Genomic DNA, 20,633 nt, shown 5'->3' with positions numbered 1-20,633 from the left:
TTCAGAAAAAAGAAGCATTACCCTTATATGTAGCCGATGAATCACATATCTGATATTTTGCTTCTTTAGAACGAAGTGAATGGTCTGGGTATGTCTCGTCGGCTGCTTTTGGTATTCACCTGGAAGTGTAGGAAGACAGTCCTGCATGGCAACGGCTATGTTGCATCTATCATGGAATATCCACAACATCGGGGTGGGTATATCTCCCTTCAGTCATCGGCTAGGGCCACATCTGTAATGAGGTTCATCTGAATATCCCGGGCCCCATCTTCCATCAGCAGTCTGAGGGTACGAGCCGGACGGTCCAGTCGAAGCACTTGCCCCGTGTAACGAATATCATCATGTTCGTGAAACAACGTAATAGTGACCCTATCTCCAAGCATCATCGAGTTGCTGAGCAAACGGGACATTTCTTCCGCGGCCTGGGCATCCAGAGATGGGCGGGTACGAGGAGCAAGTTGTTCCTGATGAAGAATGTAGGCTTCCCGGTGTTCGGGGAGCATCATGCGTGAGGACTCGAAGATACCGTTTTGCTGCAATTTTTTACTCATTTATAATGACCTCCAATTTTATGAGAACGTTCATGGGCTTGCGCGGACGAGCAGAGGGAGGAAGCCCGCATAATGGCGGTTTCTCCGTACCTGCGCTTGATATCATCTGTGGCACGTTCCAGTTCTCTTTTGCGTTCGCGGTCATCAAACCAGGACAGCTGCACTTCGGAATCGGGTACAAGTCCGGTCAATGACACGCTGATGCGGCGGATGGGTAATCCGTCCCAATGGCGCAGGAACAGAGCTGCTGCCGCATCGTATACTTCATCCGTAATGTTGGTGGGTTCATTCACCTTCATCTGGCGGGAGAAACCGGTTGGTCGATCATAATCCTGTCCGCGACATCCAACCGAGACCACATGGCCCATGAGTGATTTGTCCCGGGAACGTCGACTGACGAGTTCCGCCAGTTCAAGCAGTACCACTTTGATATCTTCCCAGGAGTCATAGTCCCGGGGTAGCGTCATCTGATGTCCGATCCCCTGCTGCTGATGAGCATAGGTCCCGGGTTTGACCGGGGAATCGTCAATACCGCGAGCGATACGCCACAGTACCTCGCCATTCACCCCCCAACGTTCTCTTAGTCGGGACAGTGGGGTCTGGGCCAGATCACCAATGGTATGAATGCCCATCTTGTAGAGATGCTGCGCCATGCGGGAACCAACCATGAACATGTCTCGTACAGGCTTCTGCCAGATGGTGGACGGCAGATCTTTGCGAGGCAACGTGCAGATTCCGCCAGGGACTTTTTTGGCATATAGATCACAGGCCATCTTACTAACGACCTTGGTATCACTGATACCGATTCGAATGTACACACCCGTCTCATCCATCACCCTCGATTGAATGCTGCGCGCAATCGTCTCGGGGCTGCCGAACAGATCCAGGCTTCCGGTGACATCGAGGAACTGTTCGTCAATACTATAGGGTTCCACCAGATCGGTGTAAGACTGAAGGATACGCGTAATATGAAGGGACACCCGAATGTACTCGGCCATCCGGGGGCGAACAACAACAACATCCGGACATTTGGCGAGCGCTTCGCCCAGTCGTTCTGCTGTCGTAATTCCATAGGACTTGGCGAGTGGACAGGCCGCAAGAATAATACCCGAACGGCGCGCCGGATCTCCCGCGACTACGAGGGGGCGGTCCTTGTATTCGGGATGTGCAGACTTCTCCACACTGGCATAGAATGACTGGCAGTCTGCCAGCATGATGACACGTCTGTCTTGGCGGGGCATAAGACTTCTCTCCTTATTCGTGATGCTAAGCTCTTATGTTAAGAAGCAATTATTTTCATTTGAACATCGATAATTAACAGTTTATTCACAGTATGGAACAAGTGTTCTTGTTTTATAAGCATATCTGACAATTCGAAATGCGGCAACCGGAATTATTTTGCAAATTGGACACAATTATGGGTTAGCCATATTAGAGGCAGAAATTAGGAAATAAGATGTGCTTTTTTACATTTAATGTGAGAGATCTGTGACCTCTGGGTGATGACCGGGCGTTCATTTAGGTTTTTGTAAAAGGTTTATAAATGGGTACAGTCCTATAGAGGGGGACTGACGTCCTTTTTTGGTTTTCTGCATTTTTCAGAAAACCTTGATGTGACGCGGAATATCGCTGATGCGTTATCGGACTATAGTATCAATTTTGTAATCTTTATGGTTAATACTGTAAAAAGGTCCGCAACTTTAACATATGACTCGCGTTTAATGGGGTATGTGTTCAAACGGCAAACGTTGCCTGTACCCGCGTTGCACATAACAATAAAGGTTCCAGAAGTGCAAGATCAGCAGGCCATTTAATCCATGCGATCCCAGCAAATATTAGCGTTTGGGAATCAGTCGTATCCTGGAGGCTTTCGGGTGCTAGTTGATGGCGCTTTTTACGAATTATGGGCAGAATGTTCCATTTCATGTTTGCTTCCATCAGCCTAGTTACAAATGCAGAGTCTTAGCGCTATAGTGAGAACTACACCGCTGACATCTCTACCAAGCGGACATCCGAAGCGGAAAGATTCGTAAACTTCATGTTGGACCATTCGATGTTGAAGCAGGATGCATATTAGAGAGGTGAGCAATCTAAAGACATGAGCAGACAAAGACGAAGACGCTGGTTATTAACGGTGTTGACAGGAGCAGTGGTGGTGACCGGTGGAATATTTGCCGGATGGCACTATATGCAACCCAAGCTCGTTACGTACACAGCGGAGAACGGCACGGAGATGAAATTCAAGACCGATGGAGACCGGTTCATGGAATACGGGCCAGATGGAACGTGGAGGGAGATGTTCGTCAAAGGTGTCAACCTGGGCGCAACTTCACCGGGGCATTACCCGGGAGAATTCCCGCTGACCAAAGAGGATTACTTGCGGTGGTTCCAGCAGATCGAGGATCTGGGAGCCAATGTAATCCGGGTATACACGGTTCACGAACCGATTTTCTACTCCGCATTAGTCGAATATAACCGCGGCCGGGAGCAACCGTTATATTTTATACAGGGCATATGGTCACCTGAAGAAGAGTTAATTGAGAAGCAGGATGCCTATGCGGCGCATATTGAGCAGACGTTCAAGCAGGAGATTGAAAAGGCCGTATCTGCTGTCTATGGCGATGCGGACATTCCTGCCAAGCAGGGAGAGTCCAGCGGCAAATATAAAACAAATGCAGGAAAATACCTGATGGCCTGGCATGTGGGGACGGAATGGGACCCGGCGATGGTAGACAACACAAACGCAAAACATGCAGACGTGCCGCAGTACAAGGGAGTTCATTTCTCGGCGAGTCCAGAAGCGTCACCGTTTGAGAACTGGCTGGCAGAGTTGCTGGATCATACGGCGGTCCTGGAGAAGAAGTATGGGTGGGAGCATCCGATGACCTTCACCAACTGGGTAACCACCGATGTGCTGGATCATCCCGGCGAGCCGCTGTATGAAGAGGATCTCGTCAGTGTGGATGCCCGTCATATTCAGCCGGAGGCGTGGCAGGGTGGATATTTTGCAGCCTACCATGTGTACCCGTATTACCCGGATCTGTTCCATATCGATAAAACACTCCAAACCATCAAGGATGAGAACGGTGAGTACAACACGTACAAAAGTTATCTGCGCAAACTAAAAGCCGAGTTTTCCGATATGCCTGTAATGATTACAGAGTATGGCGTACCCTCTTCTCTTGGTATTTCCCATCTGGGTATGGGTGGACGGAATCAGGGTGGACATAACGAAGTAGAGCAGGGAGATATTGACGCGTCACTGACGCAGGATATCTATGATGAGGGGTATTCGGGAGCCATTGTGTTCATGTGGCAGGATGAATGGTTCAAAAAAACATGGAACACGATGCCACTGGAAATCCCGGCTGATCGCCGTGCATATTGGCTGAACGTGCTGACAAACGAGAAGATGTTTGGTCTGCTTGCCATGGACCCCGGTAAACAGGAACAGTTGACCATCGACGGATCACTGGATGACTGGGATGATCTGAAGGATGAAGAGGTCACGACCTGGCAGGGCCAAGTGGACGGCATTCAAGAAATGAAGATGACCCATGATGAAGCCTATCTGTATATTGGGCTGACCTTGGATCAACCTTTTGACCCGGAGAAGACAGTGCTGCGAATTGGCACAGATACACTTGCTGGAGGCAGTCAGACTGATAAGTTACTCCCGGGCCGGACACTCAGTGATGGTCTTGAGACAGTGATTACACTGGGGCAGGATGAAGAATCACAGGTGGAGATTGCCAAGGATTATGACTTTAATCAGCGTCTGTACGGCAAAGAAGGATACGACATGCTGCCAGATCAGCAGTCAGATTCCGCAGATCCGTTCCACCCATGGAATCTGGCAGTCAGCCTAAGGATGACACCGCCGGATACCCGATCTGCTCAACCGTTCATGAATGAAAAGGTCGGAACATTGAAGCGGGGAACGACGGCTCCCGGCCAACCTGATACGGATTCATTAACGGCATGGCAGTATAATGGCAATCAAGTGGAGATGCGAATTCCCTGGATGCTGCTTGGGTTCGGTGATCCGAGTTCGCTGCAAGCGATCGACTATGGACCGCTCAAGAATGGACGTGAGTTCTCCACAGTTGCTGTGGAAGGCGTTACCCTCATTCCGTGGTTAACGGAACGCGCCACGAAGAACGTATCTTGGCCTGGGGGTGAACAGACGACCCTGGACCTGAAGACTTTGCCGGTATATAGCTGGCAGCCTTGGGAGCAGGTGCAGTATAGTGAACGCCTGAAGCTAAGCTACGAAAAAATGAAGAAGAGTTACGAAAAAATTCCTAGTTTTCAGATCGAATAAAAGAGTATAAAGGAGGACCTTTTCACATGTTTCCAAGTTTGGCTTTGGCCTATCTGTTTTTGTACATCTGTATCGCACTTGTTGTTGTAGGCGTCATCGTATTGTTTGCCATGAAAATGTCCCACAATGGCAAACGACGTAAGACGGCATTTTATGAATTGAAGCAGCGTGACTATTTCACCTATCTGCAAACAGCCTTGACCGAGAATAGTCCACTCAGATTGCCACCAGGCAAACTGGCTCCGCTGGAACGCAGAGTCATTCAGGACAGACTGATTGAATGGATCGACCAGTTCAAGGGTGAGTATCGCGACAAATTAATCGCACTGTGCCGTGAAGCAGGATTCGTAGAGCATGATCTGAAGGAACTGGGCCGTCTGCGTTATGGTCGCCAGATTGATGCAGCTTATCGCTTGGGTGGCATGCGTTGTCCCGAAGCCGTTCCGGGTTTGATGGAATTACTGAAGGATGAGAAACCGGGCCCGATGGCCATTATGATTGGTCGATCCATCTCCAGATGTACGACTCGGCAAGGTGAACTGAAAGACATGCTCGCTTTGCTGTTAACCAAAGGTAAGTCCATTCACCATCTGGCAGCAGATATTCTGCTCGAAACGAGTCTGGATACGAGCAGAATTCTAATTGATTTGCTGGAAGACCGGAATCCTGATTTTGTCAAAGTCGGACTGGTTGCCATGTGGGGACAGGCTGTACCTGAAGTGATGCCTGCACTCGACAGACTGGTAGGCGCAGAACATCAGGATGTACGTGCCGAGGCGGTGAAGCTGTATCTTAGCGCAAGTCCGGCACTCCGGGATGAGACAATCCTGAAGCTGATCCAGGACCCCGATCCGGAAGTTCGCGCCGAAGTGGTACAAGCGCTTGGTTACAAGCATGCATCTGGCAGCATTCCATTGCTGCGCAAAGCGCTTCGGGATGAAGACTGGAGAGTTCGATATAACAGTGCGGAGAGTCTGAGCAAGCTCGGTGAACCGGGATTCGAAGCGCTGTGTCAGGCTGCGGTGCAAGGTACAGTTGCTGAGCGCGAGATTGCGATGCAGCAGATTGAGAGTACCATGCAGCATACGAGAACCGATGACAGAGCTGTAGAGCAGATGATTGCACATAACAAAAAAAGACTGCTGTACGATCGCTATTTTGGCCCTGTACGAGAGAACAGAACCAGCAAGAAACGTACAGGTGTCGCTACGGTAGGAGGGGATTACACTGCTTAGGGATCTACTATTAATCTACGGCATGGTCGCAATCTACTATGTTGTTTTTGTAAATACGCTCTATTTTTCCATTCTGGCCTTATCGTTCCGTAACATCTGGACGATCTTCCGGCGGTCGCATTATTCCAAATACAATACATTGTCAGGCTCGGAACTGGTTCCTTCCGTTTCTCTGCTGGTACCGGCATACAACGAGGAACTGACGATTATTGAAAATGTGAACTGCCTGATGACGCTGAATTATCCAACGTATGAAGTCATTGTTGTGAATGATGGCTCCAGTGATGCCACGCTAAATATCCTGTTGGAGGAATATCGTCTGAAGCCAGTACCCAATACGAAGATTCGGGGCAAGATCGCCTGTCAGAAAATTCGTGGAATCTATCATAACCCGGAGTTTCCGGATCTGTATGTCATTGACAAGGAAAACGGCGGTAAGGCCGATTCCCTCAATGCCGGGATCAACCTGTCCCATTATCCGTTGATCTCTTCCATCGATGCCGATTCTTTGCTGGAGAAGGATGCCCTGATCCGCATGGCACGCATGTATATGGAGAATCCGGAAGAGACGGTAGCCATCGGTGGAGATGTAAGGATCGCTAATGGCTGCAAAATTGAAAACGGGGCAGTACAAGATGTATCGCTGCCACGCAAAATCTGGCCCATGTTCCAGTCGATTGAATATCTCAAAGCCTTCCTGGGCGGACGGATTGGCTGGAGTCACATGAACGGTCTGATCATTGTCTCCGGTGCCTTCGGTATGTTCCGTAAGGACGCTGTTATCGCCGTAGGTGGATACCGGGATGGTTATCCTGGGGAAGACATGAACATCATCATCAAACTTCACCGTTACATGCTGGAAAACAAATTGAAGTACCGCATTGCCTTCTGTCCTGAGGCCGTATGTTGGACGCAGGCACCGGATTCCTACCGGATCTTGTCCAGTCAGCGTAAGCGCTGGGGCCGCGGGAATCTGAAGAACATGATCGAGAATCGTGGCATGTTGTTCAATCCGAAGTATAAGGTTATGGGTATGGTGACCATGCCATATAACGTCCTTTTTGAAGCGCTCAACCCGTATTTCCGGATTACCGGACTTCTGGCTCTCGCTGGATATGTTCTTCTGGATATGACGCAATGGCCGATTCTGGTTCTGTTCGGACTGCTGAACTTTGTGAGTGGTTATCTGCTGAGTGTAGGCGCACTTGTCCTGGAGGAGATTGCTTTCAAACGTTACAACAAACTCTCCGATCTGGTCAAAATGCTCGTCTACTCCGCGCTGAAATTCGTGGGTTACCACCAGCTCGGCGTACTGTGGAGATTGCAGGGACATGTGCAGTTCATGCAAAACAACAACTCATGGGGTACTATGACACGTCAAAGCTGGTCCGAGGATGAGAAGAAAACAAGCGAAGCCGCTTAAGTAAAGAATAATCAAAGCAATTATATGTCCAACTAGACATTTACACGATAACGGAGAGGGCAGAAAAAGCCTGAAGAAGCGAAGCGTGCACCTAAAAGCTTTCTGAAAGAAAGCTGCATCGAAAGCATACGCTTATCCCCGGATTTCCCCTTGTATAAAGGAATCAAAAAATCTGGGGATAACAGTGATCGAAAGGCTGTTCTGTCATCGGAGTGTCAGTGTAAATAATATTTTTTGGACTTATATAGATAATCGAGGAGAAGGGTGGAAAAGAACATGCCAAATACGGCGACATTGCAGCGTGAGGCTGCCGTTAATGTGTACCGAAGTGTAGAACAGGGATTGAAGGAAACGGGTGCCGAAACATGCGGCTTAATGTTCATCCATTGTGCAGGAAACTCTCAACCTGAGCAGCAGGTCAGGACACATCTGGAGCAAACGAGTGAGTCTGCCTTCCAGGTATGGAAGGATGGGGCTACCCAAACGATTGCCGTCCTGCTGCCAGGTTTGTCACTGGATGAAGTTCATTATGAAGGACTTCGGATCAAACATGAGTTGCAAGAGACTGTACCCGGTGCCGATCCACAGATTACACTGGCCAGTTTCCCGGAAGGGGAGCGCCCTTCGAAGGCAACTATTCAGCATATGGCTGAGTCCTCGAAGCTCGTAGATTCGTCGGAAATTCATATCTACACGCTGGACAATACGGCGGACGAGCCGGAACGAATTTTGATTGTGGACAACGATCCGACGGTACGCGAATTCCTGCAATTGCGGTTGAAGATGCAGGGATACGAAACCTATGAAGCCGTTGATGGACTGGCTGCACTGGAGTTGATCGAGAAAGTCACACCAGATCTGGTGCTCACCGAACTGAATTTGTATGGCATCGATGGTCTGCCGTTCATCCATCATATTCAGAATCTGGAGATGGAGCAGCCACCCAAAATTGTCGTGTTGACCGAACAGCGTGTCGAGCAGACGATTAGTCAATGTTTCCGCAGCGGAGTCGATGATTACATGACTAAACCGTTCTCGCCTGTAGAGCTGGATGCCCGAATCAGACGCTGCCTGCATTAGAAGACGGCTTGAATAAGCTGATTGTGTGAAGTGCAAAGTAAGAGCTTTTTTTACACTATGAATCAGATAGATTAGAGCAACATTTAGAGCACAGACACTCATCTATTTATATGGATTTTAAGCACCACCAAATACACTGCCCGGAGGGAATATCATGGAGAATCAACAATTCCACACATTACTGAATGCGATTGAAAATAAAGAAGCTGTACTCGGCGTCGTCGGGCTCGGTTACGTAGGACTTCCACTTGCCGTGGAAATGGTCAATCAAGGTTTCACGGTAATCGGAATTGATCTGGATGCGTCCAAAGTAGAAAGTATCTATCAAGGAGATTCCTATATTCACGATATTTCGTCTGATGAGTTGAAAAAAGTAATGCAAAGCGGTCGTTTCCAGCCAACGACAGATTACAGCATGCTGCGTGTGATCGACGCCCTCAGTATCTGCGTACCGACACCTCTTAGTGAGAATCAGGACCCGGATACGTCTTACATCGAGACTGTTGTGGATCAGATCAAACTGCACATGAAACCAGGCATGCTGATTACGCTGGAGAGCACCACTTATCCAGGTACAACCGAAGAACTGATCCAGCAGCAGCTGGACAAGATCGGACAAGAAGCAGGTAAAGACTATTTCCTCTGCTTCTCGCCTGAGCGTGTGGACCCGTCGAACGGACGTTTCACAACATTTAATACGCCGAAAGTAATCGGGGGCACAACTGAAGCTTGCTTGAAGCTCGGAACAGCGCTATATGGAAAATATGTAGAAACCGTAGTACCGGTATCCTCACCAAAAGTGGCTGAGATGTCCAAACTGCTGGAAAACACATTCCGCAGTGTGAACATTGCCTTTGTAAATGAAATGGCGATGATGTGTGACCGCATGGGCATCGATATCTGGGAAGTTATTGACGCGGCGGCGACGAAACCATTTGGTTTCATGCCATTCTATCCAGGCCCAGGCATCGGTGGACACTGCATTCCACTTGATCCGATGTACCTGTCATGGAAGGCCAAGGGCTTCCGTTTCTATAGCAAATTCATTGAGCTGGCGCAATCCACCAATGACAACATGCCATATTATGTGCTAAACAAAACGTCAACGATTCTGAACGAATACGCTAAATCCGTACGTAAATCCAATATTCTGCTCCTCGGTATGTCGTATAAACCAAATATTGCCGACCTGCGTGAATCACCAGGACTGGAAGTGTATGAACTGTTCAAGGAAAGTGGAGCTAACGTTAGCTACTACGATCCACATGCGGATTCCTTCCAGGACAAACATGGCGAGACCGTACACAGCGAAGCGTTCAATCTGGAACAGTTCAAGAAGTACGATTGCATCGTGCTGATCACCAACCACAGCGATTTGCCTTACTTTGATATTGCCGAGATGGGTGTACCGATTCTGGATACACGTAATGCGTTCCGTTCATACACACATCCGCATATCTACAAGATTGGTCACTCGGTACAGCATCCTGTGCTTGAACCAAGTGAAGCGTTGCTCGTCTGAGGAAATATATGAGGCAACGGGGCAAACTGGTGGGTATGGCGAAATGGGCCATTCTGGCTGTGGTGTTGTGCCTGCTGCTTCTGTCCTGGATGTTCAAATGGTTCTCGGCAGAGGAACACAAAGCGACCTGGCTGTGGGACGCGTCCATTATTGCAGAGCAGACACCTGAGATTATTGCTTTTTCCAAAGAACAGGGCGTGGATACCATCTTCCTGCAAATCCAGGATGAGGTTCCTGACGCAACATACCGCAAATTCATTGCGGCTGCCCGACAGGCTGAGATTGAAGTGCATGGACTTAACGGTCATGCAGACTGGGCCTATGAGGAGAAGCGGGATGAAGGGCTTGCTTTTATTGAGCGAGTAAGAGCATACAATGCAGCTTCGGCCAAGAATGAACGCTTCGAAGGCATTCAACTGGATGTGGAGCCGTATCAGTTGAAGCGCTGGGAGAACGAGGAGAGCAGCGTCATTGCAGAGTGGCAGAACAACATGAAGGCCTGGACAAAAGCCGGCGAGGATGCCGGACTGTACATGAGCGCTGCCATTCCGTTCTGGCTTGATGCCCGTCAGTCGGCTGAAGGAGGTACATTCAGTCGCTGGGTGATCTCCCACTTTGATGCGGTGGCTATTATGGCTTACCGGGATAGTGGGCAGCAGATGTATGATCTGTCCAAGGAAGAACTGGACGAAGCGGATGATCTCGGCAAGAAAGTCTGGATCGGAGCGGAACTCGCGGATACACACGAGGGGGATCACCTGACCTTTTTCCGTAAACCGGTTAGCAATATGAATGAAGAGATGGCAAAGGTGTTTGATCTGGGTACCTCTCATTCTTCATTTGCAGGTGTGGCTGTGCATCATTATGAAGCATGGTATGCCAAGGAGAACGGTATTCCGCTTGCGCGCAAGAATGAGGAGAAGGAATAGTTTTAGGTCAGCGTTAACAGGTTAGTCTGAAGTGGGTAAAGAGCCTTCATCAGACTAACCTGTTTTTTTTGTTTTTCGACGGCGTAATCTGACAGTAAACGACATGATAGTAGTATTATACTAATAAAAGTAATCCTAAAGAATCAGTACTAATGAATTATAAAAAGAAGGAGGAGGATTGAATACACCCTTATAATTTATAGAGCTATTATCTAATTAAAAGATCGGAGTAAATTATTTTGATTATACAAAATAGAAATACCTATTTAAAAGCAAAAGTTGATTCTTTAGTCCATTTACGTCGGCAAGCAATCGACTATATTGAGCCATTAATTAAAGAAATCACAAACGATCAATTCCCACCAGAGTCAGTTATGAGGGATGCGATTGAAGTATTATCAGTTTTATCTGTTGAGCAGAAAGAACTACTAGAGTATCTATCAATGAACCATGAACAACAATTTGTTAATGTTAATGATGTTAGAGTGTTAATAGAAGAAATTGAACAAAATGAAAGAATCAAAGGAGCAATTGAACAAATTAAAATTAGCATCCTTCAATTCATTAAGTTAGAGTGTATAGACCAAGATATTATTGAAGAAATTAAACAACAACAAGCTGCAGCGAAAGAGCTACTCGATAACTATTCTTCAAGTGAAAAATTAACTGAATTGGGTGAAAAGTATGATTTAGCAATGAAGATAGCTCTTCGTACAATTACCCCCGAAGCTAATGATTATAGTCGTATAACCAAAGAAATAGGATTCGCTACAAGTTATGCTCTAAAAAAGGGTTTATTTAAGATTTACGATATTGAAACAATGGAAATGCAGACTATAAATCCTTCTATGACTGAATTTTCTGAACTAATTCCACAAAAAAATGATATAACATCGGATCAGCTTGTAAATCCTAAGATTAGTTACAAAGTTGGAGGAAAGAAACTACAGAAATTCTCAGTAAGTAAATTTGAACAAGATCTGAAAAGAATTTCTTCAAGTCGTGGGCCGACGGAGCTAATGTTAACTTACATCTATAATCACGGTATACTCAGCGAAAATGAATTATTCTTATTTAACTCGGATACTTCGGGTTCAGATAATGATAACAAATTAGATTACTATCGTAGAGCACTAAGTGGTTTATGTCAGAAAGGATATCTTACATCGTGGGAGATTAGTAATGATGAACAAGTTACTGTTTTCTACACCCTGAGTTCTGTCGGAGCAGAAGCTTTTCAAAAGGAGACTAGTCGTAAGCAATTATTACAAAATTCCAAACTTAAACCTTCTTATAGAAATCCAGGAGATGACTACTTAGATTTGGAACAGTATGAAGAAATTTATATGGTGGCTTGTCAGTTGAGTTTGATTAATCGAGCACAATTTTTACTAGAGAAATCATTAAAGTCGAGATTTATTTTAGAAAATTGGAAGACTCTTGTTCCATTACCTCATAGAGATCTTGAATACCGTAAATTAGGGATTCGTTTGGTTATAATAGCTCCAATTATGAAAGATGATACTTATGATCTGAAATTAATTAAGCAGATTATAGAGATGAAGAAAGATTGTGTTCCAATTATTTGGACAACATCAACACATGAAGGCCTTTACCTTAGCGAAGAATTGTCAGTAGACGATCACATTGTTTATTTCTTGACTGATGAAAATGACAAAATATTATTAGGTGATTACAAAGGTGACGACAAATTCCATGTGGTCTTTGAGCAAGATAAGAACTTGGTTGAGGATGGAAAGCTTAATGAAGAAACTAACTCACATAATTTAGAAGTAGTTAATGTTCCCAAATTTAGTCCTACCGAACATGATGATTTATCTATGTCCTACGAAAAGTTACAAGAAAAGACAATTGAAGTAGTGCAACATATGTCAGGAGAAGAAAGTAGTCTCGGAACTGAAGGTTATGTTCAACGTGAAGGCGAAGATTCATTACCTGAGTTTACTCCATATGTTGAAAAAGATGATCTGTATTCAGTTGTTGAAAAATCATTAATGATGCTTTCAGACAATAAGTTGGCTGAAGCTATGATATTGCTTCATTCTATTGCTGAATTTTCAGTTGAAGACAAAGTATTAAGAGACAAGCTTTCATTTGTTTTAGAGGACCCTATATGTAAGTATGATGACTTGTTTGCACTAGTAGATACACCACTTAATCTGTCCGTTAAGAAGAACCAAGAGGTCCTAAATGACTATTTAAATGTTGCGATGTGGTTGCGTATTTTCTTTAATCCTGAAAATCCCAATGATCATCGTTTAAAATCACGTTGGGGTCAAATTAACAGTGACAACTCTAGCCTAGTCTTACAGAACTGTCCTTCTCTAAAAAAACTAATTAGTCACTTCTGGTTATTCCTTGAACGTCACAACGTAGGGTTTATATTTTGTACATCTGGTACTGTACGTGATCAGATGAACATAACTAAAACACTTGAACAAATTAACATTCAGCTTACAGAAGCAATCAATGTATTTAACACGAGAAATATTAAAGCTAAAATAGGGCATAAAAAAGCACATCAGATGGTATTGGAGTTATATGGAAATAATGGTGTTTTAACCAATGTAGTAAGAACAGCTTATACAATTAATATGAATGAATTAAAAGAATTTTGTGAACAGTTCATATCGGCAGATATGCTTTCCGTTAATCACCATACAAGTGGTTTTACGCCGGAAGACAAAAAGCTAGAAGTTTTCATTGATAACTATTGGAATGGTATGAACTTTAAAGCTAATTTCGATAAAAATGTTAGTCTGCTTGGAAGAGAACGAGAGCATCAGCGTAGTTGGCTAAGAGACGCGGTAACACCAGTACTGAAGTGTTATATCTACCGACTTGAAGCAGAGAAAAGAAGTAACATGGATGTAGTTAGTCCAGAAGCTCTTAATAAATATCGTAAAAGAGCAAATGAGATTATGATGGATATTCTAAATGAACTTTCACAAAATATTATTGATACTCAGGAAAAACCAGGACACACTTGTTTGACAACGGTAATTAAACAAATTCATAAAGAATTAAACGAAGATACTCCAGAAGAAAATTACTTTTATGAAAATTTACTTCTGACTGGTGAAATTGAACTTGATGACCAGTATATTCCTGTATTGGATAATTGGATGCACGAATTGCCTAATGTGAAAGAATTCCGTTTATGGGAGAGGGCCATTAAACATTGTGAATATCAAGAGCGAAATTGGCAAAAGGCTGCTATGGAGGCTCTTTTTGATTATGATTTAGGAAGATATGGTTTGATTTTTAATAGATTCCATAAAGAAATATCAATAGATGAGTTAGTAATTGTAGATATTAGAAAAAAATTCTCAACTCAAATTACACGTTATAAAGAAGAGTTTATGACTAGCGTTGAAATAGCACAAAATTATGGACAAATTTCAAGTAAGGGAATTATGGATAACTATTTTAGGCTTGCTGTTGTTGCTGAACAACATGCAATAAAGTTGAATAATTCTGGTTTTTACAACAGATTACTTGAAGCGTGTAGAAAGCAAATACTTCAAGATTCCAAAGAACGTTTAGAAGCAACGCAGGTTAGATTAAAAGAACTTAAAAACAATATTCTTAATGTAGCGCTAAGAGAACAAGATGAGGATTTAGATAATGAAAAGGTGCTTGAACAGTGGCCTATTTTAGAAAAAATAGATCTTATGTTAGAAAAACGTAACATGACTGTGGCAGAGGATTATATTCAACTAGCCAACAATGGAAATGGACAACAAGATATTCCTTCTATTCAACAAAATGATTTTGATCCTTTCGGATTGTTCTTTCAGCGTTACCAAGCATTATTTACTGCGTGTAATTCTAATAAGAGCAGTGATTTAAATCGAATTTACGAGAGAGAAGTAAAATCCAGTATTTTCGCGAACCAGCGTAATCGTAATACAACCAATGCGGATGAGTTTATTCGACTTTGGTCTAAAATTGCTAGTGCTGGAAGTTTAGAATCTATTATGAAGCATCTCTCATTCCATGAGATAGATAAATTGGAAAATGGTAAAGAAAATGAATTTTTCATCTATCCTAAAACTATTGATGGAACATTGGGTCAATATAGTCACCCCTTTACTGCTTTTGGAACCCAAACGTCTCAGAAAGGTATTCGTGTTATTCATATGGCAGGTACAAGATCTGCTGATAATATACTAGATGAGTTGATTCAATATGGTGCAAGCGGTGCAGCTTCAACAATAGTTTTCTTAGACTATGCTTTGCCTTTAGTGGAGAGACGAGTTCTTGCCAAATCAGTAAAACTTAGAGGGATTCCTGAAATTATTATTGTTATAGATCGTGTTATGGCGCTCTTTCTTGCTGGATATAACCAAGTGGAGCGAGGAAATGTTATGTTGCAGGTCTCACTTCCTTTTAGTAACATACAACCATACATTCCAAATGGAATAATTCCACCAGAAATGTTTATTGGAAGAACAGATGAGCTCAATAGGATAAGGAATTTAAATGGACCTGTGCTTGTGTATGGGGGGAGACAACTTGGAAAAACGGCTTTACTTCGTCAAGCTAAGAATCTAGACCACCACCCAGAAAAAGGAAGTTATGCTGTTTTTATAGACTTGAAGCAAGATAATTGTCATACTGCCCCTAAAAAGATAAGTGAAGAACTTGTCTATGCTCGAGTTTTAGATCGTGAGTGTTCTACTTGGGGAGAATTGAAAGTAGCACTGAAGAAAAGATTGAATAATAAAGAAAGGCCTGTCAATAAATTGTTGTTGCTTTTAGATGAAGCAGATCGTTTTCTTTCGAGCTGTGAGCAAGATGAAAATCGGCCTCTTGAAATACTTAAGGAAATTAAAGATTCTTTTAACGACCAATTCAAATTTATTTTAGCTGGTCTAAGAGATGTTGTTCGATTTAACAAACGGCGATTGAGTGGAAATAGTGTATTGGCTCATATGGGACATATTACAATCCGTCCTTTAGCTTATGCTGATGCTTGTGATCTTTTACAAAAACCACTACATTATTTAGGTTTTCGTATAGATGAACGAGATGATCACATGTTAAGTTTGATTCTGGCCAAGACTAACTATTACCCAGGCCTTATTCATTTCTATTGTCAAAAGCTTATTGAGGCGACTATAGATAGTTATAAAAATGGAAGCTACTCAATAAATAGTTCTCCTCCATATTTGTTGGATGAGAAGCATTTAAGAACTCTTTTATCACAATCTGAATTTCTAGAAATGATTGAAGATAGATTCCGAATTACTTTACAGTTAGATAAAGATGATCTCTATGACATATTGGCTAATGCAATGGCCTATCATTATTATTCAAGGGGTGTGAACAAGGGAGCAACAGTAAAAGAAATAATGGAAATATGTAAATATTTCGAAATAAAGAAGATTTGCAAAATGTCTGAGGATAATTTGAAGGCTCTTTTGGAAGAAATGGATGAGCTGAATATTCTTAGACAAGAACAAGGTTTACATGGGAAATATATTTTTAATAGGTATAGCTTCTTCCAAATGCTAGGTAGTTCAGAAAATGTATTTGACCAATTACTGAAATATAGTGAGCAAGGAGCATAGTTATGTTAAGTAGTGAAATGCTCTGGTGGAATCAAGTTTCTGGGCCATCTCGTTATCTTCACGATACAATTGAAGCTGTTTCAGATGGTGGAGTTACAATCTTAAAAGAGACAGCTTATATGGAGCAGTTTTTTATTCAATTGAAAGACAAGCTACTGCACAAGAATAGTAGTTTACAAATAGATATTTATGATGCGGTAGATTACAAAATGTCTGAAAATCTCGAGGATACTTTAATAGAGAAATACGCAGCAGATTATGATCATCATCCAATGTATGGTTCTTTAACAAAAGCCATGGCTAGTAAAAACTTGTTGAATGAGAAAATTATAATTATAAGGAATATTGAAGAAGACCAGCGATGGATTGAAATTGGGACAGAATTTGCTAAATATTGCTCTTTTAATAGTGGAGCTATTCTGCTGACTTATGGTGACAAAAAGAGCTTAATGAAAAGTAATAAACAAATCTCTGTATTTGATTTTAAGGATTATATTACCATTTACGATATGCAACTATTTGCTTCTTACTGTCTAGCTGAACAAACAGATTTGTCTGTTATGATGAAGAATTACATTACGCAGATTGTATCACGCTTATCTGTGGATAACCCTATAATATGTAAAAAATTAGCTGTAGGACAGATTGGAGAAGATGCCATAGGATTATTAAATAATATTGCGAAATATGATCCTGAGATTAGAACAATGTTAAATAGCATAAAGAATGTTGAATATATCCTATGGGAAGCTCAGATTCAGACTGTATTTCCTATAATTGAGCAGGAAAGGCGAAGAATAATAGAATTTTATTATAATGAATTAGTTACAATACTACCTGTTACAGATGAATTTGGGAAAAAAATTAAGCGTCCTGAGGATATGGAATTAAGACATATTCGTTTTTATTATTTAAAAACTAAAGAAGGACTAAGTAAAAAGGATAGTGATATTTTTCAGTTAATATATGCTTCAAGAAATGATCTTGCTCATCTTAAAATACTAGATGGCCAAGAACTACAGATAATTTTTAGCTTAAAAAGCTATACTATAATGCAATAACGTTGTGCTCAAAACTAATGAAATTGCACCTGTAGAATTCATAAATAAACTTCAAGTTTATTTATGAATTCTAGGGTGTATTTTTTATTTAATCTTATTTGAGTCATTTTCCGCTGTCCGATAGCGATTGGGCGGCAGACCGACTTGCTTTTTGAACGCTTTAGAGAAGGAGAACAAGTCCGGGTAACCTACGGAATGAGCCACTTCAGTTAAGCTTAGCGGCGTCTGCACGAGTAGACGTTTGGCTTGGGTCATTTTCAATTGCTGGATATATTGCACAGGGGACAGACCATAGGCTTTGCGGAACTGTTTGGCAAAATGGGTTCGATCCACACCCGCATGAGCGGACACACCTTCCACGGAGATGCCGCCTGCAAAATGAATGTCCATGTATTCCTTGCCTTTCTGGAGCCAAGGCGTGGCTGAATCCGGTTGCAATCCTTTGGTTGCGGGTGACCGGGCAATTCGGTCGAAGAGGTTTAGAAATCGGGTGAGTCGTCCCAGATCACTCGCTCCGTCCTGCGGTTTACGAACATCCTCCATGAACGAGCGCATGGCACTTGCAGTCTCCGGGGTCAGTACACCTGAACGGTACGGTGAGTCGGGTGTAAGTCCAATTCGAGACAGTAGCTCGGCTGCATGTGCACCGTCAAATGCAATAAATATTTTCTGCAACGTGTCTTCCGGGTCCGTCCAGTACTCATGGGTAACATGTGGAAATAGACAGAACGCATCCCTGGCACGAAGGGCATGACGCTGTCCGTTCTGTATGAATGTACCTTCCCCCTCCAGTACAAACAGCAAATAATAATAAGGCGTAGTGCGCGGGCCAATATGATAGTTGGTTTTGGCTATATTTCGTCCGATGCGAATCGGCCAGGCGCCACCAGCTTTCTCGAATTCAGATGGAGTGAAGAAAATAATATCCAAAAACTCATGGTGGTCCTCCTTCATGCTCTCGGTCATCAGGAACACCTCTTTATTGTATAAGTATCGTTTGTACATTCTAAAAGTTTCGCTTACAGATGTAGTTCAAAAAGTCCACTTTTGATTACGAATCATGCCTAGTGGCATCATCAACATCGAAGCTGAAATTCAGCCGAAATAAGCGGGAGGCTTACGAAGTATGTTTCCTTTGGAAACATTGTGGTTGCTCACGTAGTTTTCCTACGCTCCGCTACTCCATTTCTATCTTCATTCCATCTTCTCGGTACTGAAAATCAGACTTTTTGAACATGCATTTAAACCTATTATACAGGTGGGTTTTATATATATTCAAGATCAGGAAGACCTAAATCTGAGAAAAGACCACAAAATGACAAAATAAAATTGCCGCGAAATGACATTGCTCACAGACAAATCAATTGTTATGATGTCCATACCTATTAAACCAAGTTAATTAATCGGCATTTGAGATTGGATATGCCTAATAAATCAATTTAAAGAATGACACGACAACGGAGGGGACAGAAAGGACCTGAAGAAGCGAAGCGTGCGCCTTTGTCACCAGATTTCCCCATGAAAGGGGAATGAGAAGAAATCTGGGGACAAGAGTGCTCGGAAGGTTTTCTGTAACCGAAGTGCTTGAGTGAAACATTTTTAGAGCAATTTATCATAGAAGGGATTGACTTTTGTGAGCGAACAGGAAGAAATGAAGTTTGGATGGTTTTTGCCTACAGCAGGGGATGGTAAGTATGTAGGGGTTGCCCCGGAGCGGGAGCCAAGTTTGGATTATCTGATCGATGTGGCACAGACGGCGGAGAAGGCAGGATTCGAATTTGTATTGATTCCGACAGGGGGAGCCTGTCTGGACGCATGGGTGGTCGGCTCAGCTGTGATGAGTCACACGAAGACATTGCGTCCCCTTGTCGCCATTCGCCCGGGATTAGTTACCCCCGTGCTCGCTGCACGAATGGGAGCGGCACTGGATCAGCTATCGGGTGGTCGAGCCATGATCAATGTGGTGACAGGCAGTTCTGTTCGAGATCTGGAGGAACTTGGCGATCCACTGGCACATGCGCATGATGAGCGGTATGTGCGGGCGAGCGAGTATATGGAAGTCATGAAGCGTTCATGGACCCAATCGACGGGACTGAATCTGACGGAGTTTGCCGGAAATGGTTCAAAATCTGGTGCAGATGCATCCAGTGATCCCAATCCTGAATTCAACGGCCAGTATTACAACTTCAAAGGACCGGTAGGCATGCCGGAGACGGTGCAAAATCCGCATCCACCATTCTATCTGGGAGGAAGTTCTCCGATTGCGAAAAAGGTCGCTGTTGAACATGCGGATACGTTCCTCATGTGGGGCGAGCCTCATGACTGGATTCAGGAGCAGATCGAAGAGATTGAGGTCATTCGTCAGCAGGTGAAAGAGGAAACGGGACAAGATCGTCAGCTCCGTTACGGCATGCGTGCTCAGGTACTCATTCGGGATACCGAAGAAGAAGCATGGGCAGCAGCTTGGGAGATTATTAGCAAAGTACCACCAGAAGCGATTGAGAAAGCCAAAGCCGCTTTTGCCGAGACGGATGCAACCAACCAACGCAGACAGAACGAGCTACGGGAACTGTCCGAGAAGCAGCAGTTTGTCGTAGGTCCCAACCTGTGGACAGGCTTGTCCGTTGTGCGTTCCGGCGGTGCGATCCTCATTGTGGGTACAGCCGAACAAGTCGCAGAACGTTTGATGGAATATGGAGATCTTGGCGTGACAACCTTCATTCTGTCCGGTTACCCGCATCTGGAAGAGGCCGAAATCTTCGGACGGACCGTGATGCCGATCATTCGCGAGAAATGGAAAACAAGACAGAAGCAGCATCAAGTTACTACTAACTAAAGTAAGAGCCCCTTTTTTTACACTTTAACGGAGAGGGCAGAACCGATCTGAAGAAGCGAAGCTAAAAGCTTTCTG

General features: G+C 43.7%; 12 protein-coding genes. 9 read left to right on the top strand and 3 right to left on the bottom strand.

The genetic code is table 11. The annotated features are described in order from the left end of the window. Nucleotides 1–209: 209 nt before the first annotated feature. Both NST38_RS20420 and NST38_RS20415 read right to left on the bottom strand, forming a co-directional pair. Nucleotides 210–551, bottom strand: coding sequence for a YolD-like family protein (locus tag NST38_RS20420; RefSeq protein WP_101313597.1), 342 nt, complete (start codon nucleotides 549–551; stop codon nucleotides 210–212). Next, nucleotides 548–1,792, bottom strand: a complete 1,245-nt coding sequence (locus tag NST38_RS20415; protein ID WP_076250911.1) for a DNA polymerase IV — start codon at nucleotides 1,790–1,792, stop codon at nucleotides 548–550. The genes NST38_RS20420 and NST38_RS20415 overlap by 4 nt, the downstream gene beginning before the upstream one ends. A gap of 857 nt (nucleotides 1,793–2,649) precedes the next feature. Between NST38_RS20415 and NST38_RS20410 the strand changes: the two genes are divergently transcribed. The 8 genes from NST38_RS20410 (at nucleotide 2,650) to NST38_RS20375 (ending at nucleotide 17,722) form a co-directional block, all read left to right on the top strand. After that, nucleotides 2,650–4,875: a hypothetical protein gene (locus NST38_RS20410; protein ID WP_341344042.1), complete on the top strand. Its 2,226-nt coding sequence runs from the start codon at nucleotides 2,650–2,652 to the stop codon at nucleotides 4,873–4,875. A 26-nt stretch (nucleotides 4,876–4,901) separates the two neighbouring features. Further along, nucleotides 4,902–6,110: a HEAT repeat domain-containing protein gene (locus tag NST38_RS20405; RefSeq protein ID WP_076250916.1), complete on the top strand. Its 1,209-nt coding sequence runs from the start codon at nucleotides 4,902–4,904 to the stop codon at nucleotides 6,108–6,110. Nucleotides 6,111–6,132: 22 nt separating this feature from the next. Beyond that, on the top strand, nucleotides 6,133–7,533 hold the full coding sequence (locus tag NST38_RS20400; protein ID WP_174806433.1) for a glycosyltransferase family 2 protein: 1,401 nt from the start codon (nucleotides 6,133–6,135) through the stop codon (nucleotides 7,531–7,533). 276 nt (nucleotides 7,534–7,809) lie between these two features. After that, nucleotides 7,810–8,613: a response regulator transcription factor gene (locus NST38_RS20395; RefSeq protein WP_076250918.1), complete on the top strand. Its 804-nt coding sequence runs from the start codon at nucleotides 7,810–7,812 to the stop codon at nucleotides 8,611–8,613. Nucleotides 8,614–8,767: 154 nt separating this feature from the next. Then, complete coding sequence (locus NST38_RS20390; protein WP_036674926.1) at nucleotides 8,768–10,135, top strand: nucleotide sugar dehydrogenase; 1,368 nt, start codon at nucleotides 8,768–8,770, stop codon at nucleotides 10,133–10,135. 8 nt (nucleotides 10,136–10,143) lie between these two features. Continuing rightward, complete coding sequence (locus NST38_RS20385; protein WP_076250921.1) at nucleotides 10,144–11,064, top strand: hypothetical protein; 921 nt, start codon at nucleotides 10,144–10,146, stop codon at nucleotides 11,062–11,064. Nucleotides 11,065–11,303: 239 nt separating this feature from the next. Further along, complete coding sequence (locus tag NST38_RS20380; protein ID WP_076250923.1) at nucleotides 11,304–16,661, top strand: AAA family ATPase; 5,358 nt, start codon at nucleotides 11,304–11,306, stop codon at nucleotides 16,659–16,661. A gap of 2 nt (nucleotides 16,662–16,663) precedes the next feature. Further along, on the top strand, nucleotides 16,664–17,722 hold the full coding sequence (locus tag NST38_RS20375) for a hypothetical protein (protein ID WP_083684421.1): 1,059 nt from the start codon (nucleotides 16,664–16,666) through the stop codon (nucleotides 17,720–17,722). Nucleotides 17,723–17,806: 84 nt separating this feature from the next. Here the strand turns inward: NST38_RS20375 and NST38_RS20370 are convergent, their stop codons facing one another. Then, nucleotides 17,807–18,688 (bottom strand): helix-turn-helix transcriptional regulator, encoded by an 882-nt coding sequence (locus NST38_RS20370; protein ID WP_083684424.1) that lies wholly within the window; start codon nucleotides 18,686–18,688, stop codon nucleotides 17,807–17,809. A 685-nt stretch (nucleotides 18,689–19,373) separates the two neighbouring features. On the opposite strand from NST38_RS20370, the gene NST38_RS20365 reads away from it, so the two are divergent. After that, entirely contained in the window at nucleotides 19,374–20,558 is a 1,185-nt protein-coding gene (locus tag NST38_RS20365) for an LLM class flavin-dependent oxidoreductase (protein ID WP_076251223.1), read from the top strand. Nucleotides 20,559–20,633: the final 75 nt, after the last annotated feature.

Origin of the sequence: Paenibacillus sp. FSL H8-0104, assembly GCF_038050215.1 — a bacterium.
Classification (GTDB): Bacteria; Bacillota; Bacilli; order Paenibacillales; family Paenibacillaceae; genus Paenibacillus; species Paenibacillus amylolyticus.
This window is presented reverse-complemented; position numbering and strand designations above follow the sequence as displayed.

Excerpts from the sequence above, each read along its gene's own strand:
- NST38_RS20420 (WP_101313597.1), bottom strand. The coding sequence starts at position 551 with ATGAGTAAAAAATTGCAGCAAAACGGTATCTTCGAGTCCTCACGCATG.
- NST38_RS20415 (WP_076250911.1), bottom strand. The coding sequence starts at position 1,792 with ATGCCCCGCCAAGACAGACGTGTCATCATGCTGGCAGACTGCCAGTCA.
- NST38_RS20410 (WP_341344042.1), top strand. The coding sequence starts at position 2,650 with ATGAGCAGACAAAGACGAAGACGCTGGTTATTAACGGTGTTGACAGGA.
- NST38_RS20405 (WP_076250916.1), top strand. The coding sequence starts at position 4,902 with ATGTTTCCAAGTTTGGCTTTGGCCTATCTGTTTTTGTACATCTGTATC.
- NST38_RS20400 (WP_174806433.1), top strand. The coding sequence starts at position 6,133 with ATGGTCGCAATCTACTATGTTGTTTTTGTAAATACGCTCTATTTTTCC.
- NST38_RS20395 (WP_076250918.1), top strand. The coding sequence starts at position 7,810 with ATGCCAAATACGGCGACATTGCAGCGTGAGGCTGCCGTTAATGTGTAC.
- NST38_RS20390 (WP_036674926.1), top strand. The coding sequence starts at position 8,768 with ATGGAGAATCAACAATTCCACACATTACTGAATGCGATTGAAAATAAA.
- NST38_RS20385 (WP_076250921.1), top strand. The coding sequence starts at position 10,144 with ATGAGGCAACGGGGCAAACTGGTGGGTATGGCGAAATGGGCCATTCTG.
- NST38_RS20375 (WP_083684421.1), top strand. The coding sequence starts at position 16,664 with ATGTTAAGTAGTGAAATGCTCTGGTGGAATCAAGTTTCTGGGCCATCT.
- NST38_RS20370 (WP_083684424.1), bottom strand. The coding sequence starts at position 18,688 with ATGACCGAGAGCATGAAGGAGGACCACCATGAGTTTTTGGATATTATT.
- NST38_RS20365 (WP_076251223.1), top strand. The coding sequence starts at position 19,374 with ATGAAGTTTGGATGGTTTTTGCCTACAGCAGGGGATGGTAAGTATGTA.